Genomic DNA, 12,936 nt, shown 5'->3' with positions numbered 1-12,936 from the left:
TCAGACTCCGCTCAAGCCGACTCGGGTGATCTGCACCACCATCTCGACGATCTTTTTGGCCTGCTCCATACCACTGCCGATGTTTTTGCACTCCTGGAACATGCGTGGCAACAGTTGCTTACGAATACCCGCCTCGATGTTCTGCGGGTTGATGGAGTGCTCGGCCACCGACGCATCCACGACCGTATCGATCTCGAAGGCCAACTTTATCCACTTCTCCTGTACCTGGCTGTCGGTAATGGCAAACACCTCAGGCAGCACCTTCTTGAACACGCCAAAGTAGGCCTGCGCGTGACGATGACCCGCAAAGGCATCGGGCATATCGCTGAGACGCCGCTCCTGCACCTGCTCTTCGAACTCCCGAAACAGCATGTACTGCTTGAGCGGGTGTTCGAACAGCTTCTCGGCCTCCTCGATGGCCTGACGCAACAACTTGGAAAAGGCTTCCTGGGCGTAAGGGTCATCTCGTAGCTCCTGCTCAATCATGCGGGTGACCCGCGTTTTGATGATGTCGGTCTCGTTACGGGTCTTGTTCTCGTTCCACTCTTCTGGCTGCTGCTGACCCATCTTGCCGACTTCATAGACGCCACCCGGCTCTTTGACCTCTACACCAACCACATGCTTATCCAGCAGCTTCTTCACCTGCTCGGCATATTCGTCGTAGTCCACCTTCTCACCAGCATCCTGCTGCACCAGCTGGCGCAGGCTGGAGAGCTGTTTCACCGTCTCCTTGTAGTGACGGCGATCCTCCTCGCTAAAGGCGCTGTCCTCGAAGAAAGAGGCCGACTGCAACGCCACTTTCAGGCAACTGGCAAATGCCGTGAGCGCCTCGTAGAAGTCTTCTCGCACCTTGAGGTTCACATCCACCAGTTCGCCGTCCAGTTCCTCCATCTTGGGCACCAGCACTTGACGCAGTTGCTCGATATCCTGTTTGTTCTTTACCCCGGCGAAGATGCCCCACAGGGCCTGATAGAGCTGTGGCAGCCGCTTGTACTCGGTGCCCATCTGGTTGTAGAGGCCTTTGAGGTCGTCAACGTCATAGCCACCCTGAGTACGGGAAGCGAGATCCTGATACTTACCGATGGTGGTATCCAGCTCGGATAAGATGCCGCGATAGTCAATAAGCAGACCAAATTTCTTCTTCGGGTGCAGCCGGTTGACCCGCGCAATCGCCTGGATCAGGTTGTGCTCTTTGAGTGGCTTGTCGATATAGAGCACTGTGTTCTTTGGTTCATCGAAGCCGGTCAGCAACTTGTCCACCACGACCAGCAACTTGAGGGGGTCATTCTCATCAGCAAAGCGTTCGATAAGCGCTTTGGAATACACCTGCTCATCCTGAGTGCCGACATTCTCCTTCCACCACTGAGTGACCAGCGGTGTGGTCGATTCATCGACCTCGGTGTTGCCTTCCCGGCTGTCGGGCGGGCTCATCACCACCGCCGACTCGAACAGCCCCGCCTCGTCGAGGTACTTTTTATAGAGCACCGCCGATGCCTTGCTGTCACAGGCCAGCTGTCCCTTGAGCCCTTCATCGATATTGGTAGAAAAGTGACTGGCGATATCGAACGCAATCAGCTTGATGCGGTCCTCTGCGCTGTAGATTTCGCCCTTGCGGGCAAATTTGCGTTTCAGATCGGCCTGCTGCTGCTCGTTTAACCCCTGGGTGATACGCTCAAACCAGCTGTCGATAGCCCTCTCGTTGACCTCCAGATCGGGGATGCGCTCCTCATAGAGCAGCGGCGTCACCGTTTTGTCCTCGACCGCCCGCTGCATGGTGTAGGCATGGACGATGGGGCCAAACTTGTTGGTGGTCTTGTCATCCTTGAGCAGCGGTGTGCCGGTAAAGGCGACAAAGGCGGCATTGGGCAGCGCCTGCTTCATGCGGATATGGTTCTCGCCTCCCTGGCTGCGGTGGCCCTCATCGATCAACACGATGAGATCCGGGCTCTTATTGATGCACTCCGGCAACTTGGTCGCTGAGTTGAACTTCTGAATAAGCGAGAAGATGATCCGCTCGCTGCCCTTTCCGATCTGCTCGGCCAGCCGCTTGCCCGAGGTAGCCATGGCCGCCTCTTTATCCTTCTTGCCCGCGAGTTCACCGCTAGAAGCAAAGGTCTTGCTGAGCTGGCTTTCCAGATCCACCCGGTCGGTCACCACCAGCAGGCGACACTGTTTCAAACTGTCGTGCAGGATCAGCGCCTTGCTGAGGAACACCATGGTGAACGACTTGCCCGAACCGGTGGTGTGCCAGATCACCCCACCTTCTCTCCCGCCATCGGGGCGTTTCTGGTTGATACGCTCGATCAACCGCTTGATGCCAAACACCTGCTGGTAACGGGCGACTATCTTGCCCGCCTTCTTGTCAAACAGGGTGAACAGGCGGGTCATCTCCAGCAGCCGGTCTGGGGAGAGCAGGCTGATGAGCAACCGATCCTGATCACTGACAGCCAGCTCGCCAGCCGCAACCAGCGACTGATACCAGTCCAGATCGGCGGCGGGTCGGTGGCTAAACAGGGCAGAGCGTTGTTCGGATGAGAGCGGCTGATTCTTGATGGCTGTCATCGCACCATCGCCGATGTCCTCCTCACGCCAGGCGGCCCAGAACTTCTCCGGCGTACCGCAGGTGCCATATCGCCCCTCGATGCCATTGATAGAGAGCAGTAACTGGCTGTAGGCAAACAGCAGCGGGATCTCGTCGGGGCGCTGGTTGCGCAGGCTTTGGGAGATCCCCTCCTTGATGGTCGGCCCTTTTTTGGCGTTGCCATCCGGGCGCTTGGCCTCGATCACCACCAGGGGCAAGCCATTGACGAAGCAGACGATATCCGGGCGACGCGACTCGATGCCGCCTGCGCGGGTGACCCGAAACTCTTCGGTAAAGGTGAAGCGGTTGTTGTGCGGGTTGTGCCAGTCAATCAGGGGGATGGTGGGGCTCACCTTCTTGCCATCGACAAATTCGGTGACCGACATGCCATAGAGCAGGTGGTTATAGAGCCGCTCGTTGGCCGCTTGCAACCCTTCATTCAGGGCCGGGCTGCACAGCTCGCTCACCAGATTGTCCACTGACTTAGGGGAAAGCGGATAGGTCTTGCCCGCAAACACAAAGGTGCGCTCGGCCAGTACGCTGCGTAGCTGTTGACGCAGCACCACCTGATCGGCCTTGCCATCCCGCGCCACCAGCGCCTGTTCGGGGGAGATAAACGTCCAGCCCAGCTGGGTCAACAGGGTCAGGGCCGGGATCTTGGCGCTGTACTCTTCTTGAAATTTCGGCAAGGCCTTCATAGCGGGGATGCCTCAAACTGGTTGTCAATTTTTTGCTGAAAGCCGATCAACTCATGAATGGTACTCGTCGTCGGGTTATACACCCACTCATGATCAAAGAGGCTCTTTAGCCGCTGAACCATATAGGCAGAGCCGACCACCAGAGAGTAAAAGCGGTTACCCTTACCACGCTGTTGCTCGATATTTGCCAGGGTCGCCGGTGGCAGATCCGCCATGATGAAGTCAGAAATCATCAGTAGGTCAGCCTTTTGGTATGTCTCTGCGGCCATGGTTTTCAACGCATGGCCAAGGGCTGGTGTCGCATCAGTACCGCCATGAAACGACATTTTCAGAAAGTCGATTATCGACGCAAGGCCCCATTCTCCACTCAACTCCAACGTCTTGATACCCGTAGAGAAGTTAATCAGGTAACAGGGGCGTTGCTCCTCTCTCGCTTTGGTTGCCAGAAATAGCGTCATCGCTTTGGCGATCGTCTCGGGCGCACCGCTCATCGAGCCACTGGTATCAACGCAGAGGATCATGGGGCCGCGCTTCTCCTCTTCGTTGACCTGCCTCTCCTCTTCCCTTTCAACATGCTGATGTTGAGTCTGTATACCAGCCATATCAAAGCTCATCAGTCGTGACTCGACGAACTTCAAATCAAACAGCAACGCGGTCTCGTCATCAGCCAACAGGGCTTTCTCGCTGGGCAATACATGCTCCGGATCTCGTCCCAACCGAATACCCACAATCTCCTCTCGGGAGTTGATATCGGGCAGACAGAGATCCAGAACGTGGTTGACCTTCACCCGCTCAATCTTTTCGGAGAGTTCAATCTGCCGGATCTTGCCGAGCAAGTCGCATAACGCACGCAGCCCCTTGTCGTTTGCCAGATAGCTTGCCCACTTTTGGAACTGGGCCAGATCTTGGGCAGAGAGCTGACCACTGGAAAGATCAACTAGCCGCCCCGGATCCAGCCCCAACGCTTTAAGCAAAGGTTGCAACTGCTGCAACAGCTTGAGCATGCTCTCCAATTGTTCCATTAACTGGCGACGCAGCTGCTCGATCCTGGCCAGCTCCCAACTATTGCGGGCTTTATCCAGCACCTTTTGCCATTCAGTAGCCAGCAGTTGACAACTGACGACCTTATCCTCTCTCGGCGGCTCCGCGTCCTGACCGAAACTTTCGGCAACCTGCTTTTGCCAAAATGGCGGATCCACCGGGTGCTGGCTGGCTTTACAGAGCGCGAGATAATCCTTCACCGCCCCTTGAAAAGAGGCTTTGGATATATCGCCAAGCGCACTCTCTCTTCGCCAGTGGTTCAGCTTGTGGGCATGCCCGGCGAATGGACACTCGTTGGTCAACGCGGCCTCAGCATCTCTCTTCCACTCCTCTATGTGCTGCGTGACCTGGCTGGTCAGCGAGCTGGAGTGAGCCAGCAATTCACCATAGCTGTCGCGGAGTTCTTTTTGAGCGAGAAGCGACGCACTCTCCACCTGGCTTATTTGCATAAGGCTTCCAGCCGTTCACAATCTTTGATACGCAATTTGAGCCGCGCAATCTGCTCGGTAATGCCATCAATGGCCAATGCGCTCTGCTGTGCAGGAACGAAAATGGATGCCAATTTTTTCTCATAGCCTTGGCACTGTTTTTCTATCTTATTCAGAGTGGCTATAAGCTGTTCTCTGGTTTTTGCCACCGACTCAGCCAATGAGGTGATAAGCCGCTTGTTAATATTTGGTTTCTTGTCACCTTTATGGAAAAGAACTTCTGGCTTGAAGTTATAAATATTGTAACGATTTGATATTCGACAGCTACCTTGCCCATCAAATTTACAGTAAACGCCACTAATTTCGTTACCATGTTGGTCTACCGGATGAAACTCATGATCTTTTTTAAGGTTTTCCGATGGAATAAATATGGAAGACTTAATCCTAGTGTTGTCAAATGGATTTTCAACTACAAAAAAAACATTTCCATTAATTTCTTCCGTATCATAAACATCCGTAAAATGAAATAATTCACTATTTATTTCTTTATCCAAGGCCTCTTTTTCGGCATCAATCTGCGCGAGATTAATACCACTGTCAAAACCGCTATCCTTGACAGCTTGCTCAACGATATCGTTAACGGCAACACGGTTATCTTCATGGGTCCACAAGCAGTGCCGCAATAGCAAGGCATCGCTGTGATTGGTTTCGCTGCGGCCATTAAAGAGGGCGGCAGCCTTGAGCAGTTGAATCGCCCGCTGCCAGCGGCGGTCGGAAACATAGACCTTCAGTTTGTCATATTTGGTGGCAAGTTCACTGCGGATCAGGCGAATAATGGTCAGGGTTTCCGGTGACAAGCTCACCTCATGCAGTTGCTCTCGCCATTTAGCCCACTCATCGGCCTTCACTATAAGCGACTCATCAACCCTGATGGCCGCCTCGGTCGGTTTGCACGCCAGCAATCGTTCAAAATTATCAGACTGCTCAATGGGCCCGACCAGCAGGCGGATGATAAAGCGATCATACAGCGCATCCAGCCCCTGATTGGCATCGGGCGTTTCATTCGACGCAGCCACCAAGGCTTTCAGTGGGGCCTGCTCGATCTGTTCGCCGTTACGAAAGGTGTGCTCATTGATAAGTGTCAGCAGGGTATTGAGGATCGCCGGGCTCGATTTCCATATCTCGTCCAGAAATGCAAAATCGGCCTGGGGCAGATAATGCTCGGTTTTACGAACATACCGATCTTCTTTAAGAGCCTTGATCGAGATGGGGCCAAAGACCTCCTCGGGGGTACTGAACCGGTTCATCAGATACTCGAAGTAGGCCGGATTGGCAAAGGCACAGGCGATGCGACGGGAGATCAGGCTTTTGGCCGTGCCGGGTGGGCCGTAAAGAAAGGTATTCTGACCGCACAAGGCACCCAGCAGCGCCACCGAGATCACCTCCTCACGCTCAAACATCCCTTCACATACCGCGTTGACCAGCCGTTCCATCCGTTGTTGTAATTTCATGTTTATCCCTAACTGACTGTTTATCTTATTTAATTTTTATGGTGATGCGATGCAACCAAGGCTCGCCATTCGCCTGGCCGTCACCCTCACTGAGGGTACGGGCCGAGCGCCTGATCAGTGCAAACAGCACTGCTTGTACTTCTTGCCGCTACCACAGGGGCAGGGCTCATTGCGCCCGACCTTGGCAGGGGCCTTGGCCGGTTTCACCTATGGCACCGCGACAGGCCCCCTGTTTGGCCCCCGTTGGGCGAGAAAATAGGCGTGCAATTTCAACGCGGCAGAGCCCACTTCGGCCACGCTCTGCTGATGTTCCGGCAGCGACAGGCTGGCAAGCAGTGGCAATTGGTCATCGCTGCCATGCAGGCGGATCACCTCAAGCCAGGTATCCAGCTCCTCTGGCAAGGCTGACCAGTTCCCCAGCGCCATGCCACGCAAATAGCCAAAGCACCACTCTTCGGCGTTGCAGATCTCTTGTTCTTCGAAAAGATTGACCATCAACACAGGGATAAAGTGCTCGGGCTGATAACAGAGGGTATGGGCCAGAATATTCATATGGCCCATGATAAGGTCCAGCGCCCGTTTCATCTCCCGCTCGGACGACCACTCGGGGGGCATGCCGCCCCAGAGTGCCGGCCACCACTGGCTGGGTGGTACCAGCTCGGGGCCGGAGAGCACGGCGGTCAGAAAGCCGTCGAGTGCCGACAGACTCAGCATCGAGTCGTCGTTGCCATAGTCCATCAGCCGCTGCTCCAGCCACTCAACGTCTTCCTCGGTCATGGGGTGAAGGGTCACTTTTTTCATGCGACCTCCTCCACCTTGACCCGCCGCTTGCCGGTTAGCAGTTGTTGCATCAGCGCTTTTTTCTCTTGCTTTAAGGCGTCGAGTTTCTGTTGCAGGGCTGTGATTTCTTGATCGGCAGTGGAAAGTACCGCTGCGATTTTTTGTTGCTCCTCAAGCGTGGCTGGAATAATAACCTTTTCCTTTACAAACATATTGAAATTGAAGGTCATCTTTTCAATATGAACACCATAGCTACAAAGGAATGCCTTGTGATACATTATTTTTTGTTTACTGAACCAAGAGAAAAAAGCAATGTCTATTTTTTCATCATCTTTTGGTCTCAGAGCAATGTATGAGTCTGATATGTGACACTTATTAAACTCTTCTGTTACTAACCCTGTGGCTCCGTGAACAACCTGCATCTTTGAGATTAAAAAGTCACCGGCAAGTGCAGTGTTCATTTTTTTTGTCAAAATATCTGAACCCTTTAAAATTTCACGAAGCACAACTCCCTCCGAGCGGCGCTTGACACTTAAAAGGTGATATTCACTATCATCGTCCCATTGAACTGGCCGCTTAACCTCTTTTAAAAGAGAACCAATACGTTGAGCTTTCCACTCCCCACTAAACCTCACTCCATTGTTATCCAGCAAGCGTTTTTGGCCGGTGAGCAGTTTTTGCATCAGCGCCTTTTTTTGCTGCTGGCTATTGGCTAACAGTTGCTCGGTAGTGGTGATGGCCTTATCCCAAGTGGAGAGGATTTGGGCGATTTTCTTTTGTTCAGGCAGTGAATCAGGAACCAAAATACATTGTGATTCAAATGTGGTTTTGTTAATTATTGGAACTGCTTGGGTTCCTGCTAACTTTGCAATATATGCAGCTCTCAACTCTAACTGATAATATACATAATCATCGTCGTAATCTGGCTTGGGGATCACAACATTAATTTGCTGATTTGTTGCTAGCGTGCATCCCGCAAGCCCTATTTTTCCGATTGTTGAGCCAATGCAAGTGAAAAGCGTAGCACCTGCTCTTACACTTCTTGCTTTTTCCATTCCTTGGGAGGATAAACTCTTAATACTAGAGTTTATCAATTTATGCGCACCTAAATCAGCCGGAGATACAAAAGGATATTTCCCATTGTAATACTCAGGGTTACTGGTTGGTGGAGTATTTCCTGTTACGACTGCACCGACATCAGAAATTAACTTCTGAGACCACCCCTTAGGCACCATAGCCCAGCTCCTCCAGATACTTAGCCATCTCGATTTCCAGCTCGGCCAGTTGGGTTTTCAGTTGTTCGCGCTCGGCCCGCACCGCCAGCAGATCGATCTCCTCTTCCTCCTCGAAGGTATCCACATAGCGTGGGATATTGAGGTTGTAGTCGTTCTCCTTGATCTCTTTAAGCGAGGCGAGATAGGCGTATTTATCGACATTGCCGCCGTTGCGGTAGGTGGCCACGATCTTGGCGATATTGTCCGCACTCAACAGGTTCTGGTTTTTACCCGCCTTGAACTCACGGCTGGCATCGATAAACAGCACATTGTCATCCACCTTCTGCTTTTTAAAGATCAGGATGGCGGCCGGGATGCCGGTGCCATAGAAGAGCTTCTCTGGCAGCCCGATCACCGCATCGAGCAGGTTCTCATCGATAAGCGCTTGGCGAATTTTCCCCTCGCTGGAACCCCGGAATAACACGCCGTGGGGCACCACTACCCCCATGCGGCCGCTCTTGGGTTTGAGGGTCTCAATCATATGGAGGATAAAGGCGTAATCCCCCTTGGTCTTGGGCGGCAGCCCGCGCTTGAAGCGACCGAACTTATCGTTCCCCGCCTCCTCATAACCCCATTTATCCAGCGAAAAGGGCGGGTTGGCGGTCACGATATCGAAGCGCAGCAGATCACCGTTTTTATCGAGCAGCTTGGGGTTGCGGATGGTGTCGCCCCACTCGATCTTGTGGTTGTCTTCCCCGTGCAGGAACATGTTCATCTTGGCCAGCGACCAGGTAGAGCCGATGGCCTCTTGACCGTAGAGGGCGTAGTGCTTCTCGCCATGGTTTGCCACCACCTTGCGTCCGCACTTCATCAACAGCGACCCCGAGCCACAGGCCGGATCGCAGATGGTGTCGCCCGGCATCGGCTCCAGCAACTCGGCGATAAGATCGGAGACTTCGGGCGGGGTATAGAACTCCCCCGCCTTCTGGCCGCCGCTGGCGGCGAAGTTCTTGATGAGATACTCGTAGGCGTTGCCGATCACATCCAGGGTGCCGACCCGGCTCGGCTTGAGGTTGAGCTCATCCTTGGCAAAGTCTTCCATCAGATGGCGCAGTATGGTGTTCTTCTGCTTCTCTTCGCCGAGGCGGTCGGTGTTGAAGCTGATGTCCTGAAACACGCTCTTGCCCGCGTCTTTGAGCTTGGTGCCATTGGCCTCTTCGATGGCGTGCAGCGCCTGATCGATCCGCTCGCCGTTGCCCGGCTCGTGACGACGCTCGAACAGGCTGTAGAAGCTGGCCTGTTTGGGCAGCACGAAACGCTCGTTTTTCAGCATCTCTTCAATGAGCTCCGGCTCATCGCCATATTCGGCCTTGTAGCCATCGTAGTGATCCTGCCAGACATCCGAGATGTATTTCAGGAACAGCATGGTGAGCACGAAATCTTTATAGGTATCAGGGCTGACCGTGCCCCGGAAGGTATCACAGGCAGACCAGAGGGCCTTGTTGATATCGTCCTGGTTTATCGAGGTAGTCATAAGTCACAATTCCTTGGGTATTTCTTGGAAAAATGGGCTGCTCAGCGAAACTATTTCGGTTGCTGATCGGATTGTTCGAGCAGGCTGGCAGCGATAGCCTGCATCATCTGCTCGCCGTTACGTTGCAGTTGTTGCATCAGGTTTCGTTCTTCACGCAGGCTGTGGACCAGCTTCATGATGGCGGCTTGTCTCGCAAGAGACGGGATGCCGATAGGGGCATCCTCCAACACCTGACGGCGAATACTTTTTGCCGCGCTGCCTTCGGCGTGAAGCTCGAAGTAGCGCTGGCAAGGGGACTGATTGAGCTGCCAGGCCAGAAATTCGGGACTGAGCGCCTCGCTATGCAACCGCACCACATAGAAGTGAGGGGCGGCTACGGCGGGCAATGATGCAAGCCCGGTATCGACCAGCACGGCATAGTTAGTACTGCCACGGGCCGCCACCAGGATATCGCCGGTTTGCAGCCAGTCAGGCTCCTTCTTGCTGGTAGGCTCAGAACGAAGGCAGGCAGACCAGTCAACCCCCCCTTCTGGCGAGGCATCTCTCATCTGCACCACGGCCATGCTGCCGGAATCGATCTCCGGGATCTTGCCGCGATAGGGGTGCCCAGCACTGATGGTGGCAATTTGGTTCAGCTTCACAAAATCTCTTCATCGTTAATGATGCAGTTGCAGTGTGTCGCATATGACACTGCTGCGTCAATACCACTGTATCTTTTTTTACATCAGTGACGATGATGCTTATGTGTGTACCATTGGCAAGAGGTAGACCTTGACCAGCCTGAAAGATCCAACAGAGATCTTTTTGTAATTTAATTACAGTTAATCACCGCAAAAAATAAAAAGGCCCTGCTGTTGCAGGGCCGTTGAGTTTCCAACTGCAATATCACGGTTTCCAACTTAATTGTCCGTGATCAACAACGCAGTGAATTGCCACAACCTATGTGGTTGACATTTAATTAATTTTCTATATAAAAGTACAATAAGTCTCATAGCAATTACCTGAGACAATTACATAGCTTTTATAGCTACCGATAATTGCGTAAGTTATTGAAATTGAAGGTTATATTTGTGCTGCAACATGTGAGAATGAGGGTTCGAATCCCTCCCTCACCGCCAAATCTAAAAAAACCGACCTCAGGGTCGGTTTTTTGCTTTCCGGCAAACACCTATGCCGACAAGTGAGCCAGAGCCACGCAGTGGCAGATCATCCACGCACTCATCCCCCGGTTTGCAAAGCCCTGATGGAACATCACTGCTTTTCGTATTGCCAGCCCCCACCCCCTACCTTGCTTTTGTGATTGCCCCACCCGACAAGCGTTCCTTCCAGTCACAACAGGAGCAACAAGATGATTGCAATGCCATCTTATGGCCGCAACACGCCTTCTTTTATGGACGTTACCCAGCGCCCATTAATTGCTCAGCGATTGGATATCATTTTGAAAAACTGATACTTAAGTAGCTACACTAGCGATTATCAACATGCAGGGATGTGTAAAAAAATGAGCTTGATTGGCTTGGTACTGGCGTTGATCGCCATCCTTGGCGGCAACATGATCGAGGGTGGTCATCCCAGCGCACTGCTCGATCTGCCCGCATTTCTTATCGTGATCGGCGGTACCATAGGTGCTGCGCTGACCCAGTTCCCCTTCTCCGTCGTCGGCAGCACCATGAAGCGTTTCAAATGGCTGCTCTCCCCCTCAAGCTCGACATGCATGAACAGGCCCAGTTACTGGAGACCCTGGCAGGCAACGCCCGCCGCAGCGGCATGCTGGCGCTGGAAGGGATGATCGACGAGATCAAGGATCCCTTCCTGAAGAAAGGGGTGCAGATGATGGTTGATGGTTACGAGAAAACCAAGATACACGAGGTGCTGGAGAACGAGATCGAATTTGAACAGGAAGATCTCGAACAGACGGTCAAATTCTATGAAGCCATGGGCGGCTACTGCCCGACCATGGGGATCGTCGGGGCGGTATTTGGCCTGATCCACGCCATGGGTCTGCTAGATGCCCCCGACAAGCTGGGCGGCGCCATCGCGGTGGCCTTTATCGCTACCATCTACGGGGTATCCGCAGCCAACCTGATCTTCTTGCCGTTCGGCAACCGCTACAAAGGGTTTGCCCACCAGATCCGCCACTACAAGGAGATGACCCTGACCGGCATTCTCTGCATCGTGGATGGCGAATCCCAAGCGCGCCTGCAAGTTACCCTCGAACCTTATCTGGGAGGTCACGGTGGCCAAAAAGAAAAAGGCTGAAGCACCGGAGAACCATGAACGCTGGCTGGTCTCCTATGCCGACTTCATGACCCTGCTGTTCGCCCTGTTTGTGGTGCTCTACTCCTTTGCCATGGCCAAACAGTCCGAAACCCGGGTGCTTATCCAGGGCTTTATCGAGTCGCTGGGTAAAATCGGCCTCATCTCCCCGCCTGCCGGCTCCCCCTTGATGCAGGGGGGCACAGGGATTCTCGAGCCGGAATCGAAGACCACGCCGAGCAGCCCGAAAGAAGAGACTGTACTGGAAAAAGATGCCCCCATGGCGGCATCGGACCCCTTCAACGAGACCATAGGTGCCTCGGAAAAACCGAGCGCCACCGAAGCCTGGCCCCACAAGACCAAGGAGCAGGAGTGGGTGCAGGTGACCAAGCAGAAGCTTGAGCAGCAACTCAAGGCCCAGATTGAATCGAAGGATCTCGAGGTCGAGCAACTCGGCAGTCAACTGGTGATCCGCATCGGCGAGAAGGCGCTATTCCCCTCCGATTCGGCGTTCCTGCAGCCCCAGTTCATCCCGCTGGTCAACAAGATCGCAGGCATTCTGGCCAATATCCCGGGGCAGGTAGTGGTCACCGGTCATACCGACAACTCCCAGGCGCCGGTGGAGCTTTATCGCAATAACTGGGAGCTCTCGGTGCTGCGGGCCTCTTCCATCGTGCAGACCATGCTGACCAACCCCCAGCTGGATGCCAGACGAGTCATCGCTCAGGGGGTTGCCGACACTCAACCCCGCTTTGCCAATGACACCCCTGAACATCGCCAGGCGAATCGCCGGGTCGATATCACCCTCTCTCAAGGCAAGGCCGCAGAAGAGTCGCTGCAACTGCTCAAGCCCTGATCCCCCCGCTCCTGCCTCGCGTGGGAGCCTCTTTTTA

Annotated in this window: 9 protein-coding genes and 1 pseudogene; 2 read left to right on the top strand and 8 right to left on the bottom strand. The window is 53.7% G+C overall.

Going from position 1 to position 12,936, the window contains the following annotated elements; translation table 11 throughout:
- The 8 genes from ACTG2W_RS21735 to ACTG2W_RS21700 form a co-directional block, all read right to left on the bottom strand.
- Positions 1 to 3,279 carry a type I restriction endonuclease subunit R gene (locus ACTG2W_RS21735; RefSeq protein ID WP_440016530.1) on the bottom strand — a complete coding sequence of 1,093 codons (3,279 nt, stop codon included), beginning with the start codon at positions 3,277 to 3,279 and terminating at the stop codon, positions 1 to 3.
- Entirely contained in the window at positions 3,276 to 4,769 is a 1,494-nt protein-coding gene (locus tag ACTG2W_RS21730) for a VWA domain-containing protein (protein ID WP_440016529.1), read from the bottom strand. Before ACTG2W_RS21730 ends, ACTG2W_RS21735 begins: the two co-directional genes overlap by 4 nt.
- Positions 4,760 to 6,259, bottom strand: coding sequence for an AAA family ATPase (locus ACTG2W_RS21725; protein ID WP_106844509.1), 1,500 nt, complete (start codon positions 6,257 to 6,259; stop codon positions 4,760 to 4,762). Before ACTG2W_RS21725 ends, ACTG2W_RS21730 begins: the two co-directional genes overlap by 10 nt.
- A 114-nt stretch (positions 6,260 to 6,373) precedes the next feature.
- Positions 6,374 to 6,466: an SEC-C metal-binding domain-containing protein gene (locus ACTG2W_RS21720; protein WP_216823838.1), complete on the bottom strand. Its 93-nt coding sequence runs from the start codon at positions 6,464 to 6,466 to the stop codon at positions 6,374 to 6,376.
- Positions 6,467 to 7,060, bottom strand: coding sequence for a UPF0149 family protein (locus ACTG2W_RS21715; protein ID WP_216823837.1), 594 nt, complete (start codon positions 7,058 to 7,060; stop codon positions 6,467 to 6,469).
- Positions 7,057 to 8,274, bottom strand: a complete 1,218-nt coding sequence (locus tag ACTG2W_RS21710) for a restriction endonuclease subunit S (protein ID WP_440016528.1) — start codon at positions 8,272 to 8,274, stop codon at positions 7,057 to 7,059. Before ACTG2W_RS21710 ends, ACTG2W_RS21715 begins: the two co-directional genes overlap by 4 nt.
- Positions 8,264 to 9,787 carry a type I restriction-modification system subunit M gene (locus ACTG2W_RS21705; protein WP_106844511.1) on the bottom strand — a complete coding sequence of 508 codons (1,524 nt, stop codon included), beginning with the start codon at positions 9,785 to 9,787 and terminating at the stop codon, positions 8,264 to 8,266. The genes ACTG2W_RS21710 and ACTG2W_RS21705 overlap by 11 nt, the downstream gene beginning before the upstream one ends.
- Positions 9,788 to 9,837: 50 nt before the next feature.
- Complete coding sequence (locus ACTG2W_RS21700; protein WP_106844512.1) at positions 9,838 to 10,428, bottom strand: restriction endonuclease subunit S; 591 nt, start codon at positions 10,426 to 10,428, stop codon at positions 9,838 to 9,840.
- Between the two features lie 860 nt (positions 10,429 to 11,288).
- Between ACTG2W_RS21700 and ACTG2W_RS21695 the strand changes: the two are divergent.
- Both ACTG2W_RS21695 and ACTG2W_RS21690 read left to right on the top strand, forming a co-directional pair.
- Positions 11,289 to 12,046: pseudogene (locus ACTG2W_RS21695) on the top strand (flagellar motor protein).
- Positions 12,024 to 12,899: a flagellar motor protein MotB gene (locus ACTG2W_RS21690; protein WP_106844513.1), complete on the top strand. Its 876-nt coding sequence runs from the start codon at positions 12,024 to 12,026 to the stop codon at positions 12,897 to 12,899. Before ACTG2W_RS21695 ends, ACTG2W_RS21690 begins: the two are co-directional and overlap by 23 nt.
- Positions 12,900 to 12,936 lie beyond the last annotated feature (37 nt).

It is taken from the genome of Aeromonas sp. 96A, from assembly GCF_051919165.1.
In the GTDB taxonomy this organism is placed as follows: Bacteria; Pseudomonadota; Gammaproteobacteria; order Enterobacterales; family Aeromonadaceae; genus Aeromonas; species Aeromonas veronii.
The sequence above is the reverse complement of the archived record's forward strand: the minus strand, read 5'-3'. Positions and strand labels throughout refer to the sequence as shown.

Bases quoted from the DNA above. Each gene is read 5' to 3' on its own strand.
- ACTG2W_RS21735 (WP_440016530.1), bottom strand. From the start codon at position 3,279: ATGAAGGCCTTGCCGAAATTTCAAGAAGAGTACAGCGCCAAGATCCCG.
- ACTG2W_RS21730 (WP_440016529.1), bottom strand. From the start codon at position 4,769: ATGCAAATAAGCCAGGTGGAGAGTGCGTCGCTTCTCGCTCAAAAAGAA.
- ACTG2W_RS21725 (WP_106844509.1), bottom strand. From the start codon at position 6,259: ATGAAATTACAACAACGGATGGAACGGCTGGTCAACGCGGTATGTGAA.
- ACTG2W_RS21715 (WP_216823837.1), bottom strand. From the start codon at position 7,060: ATGAAAAAAGTGACCCTTCACCCCATGACCGAGGAAGACGTTGAGTGG.
- ACTG2W_RS21710 (WP_440016528.1), bottom strand. From the start codon at position 8,274: ATGGTGCCTAAGGGGTGGTCTCAGAAGTTAATTTCTGATGTCGGTGCA.
- ACTG2W_RS21705 (WP_106844511.1), bottom strand. From the start codon at position 9,787: ATGACTACCTCGATAAACCAGGACGATATCAACAAGGCCCTCTGGTCT.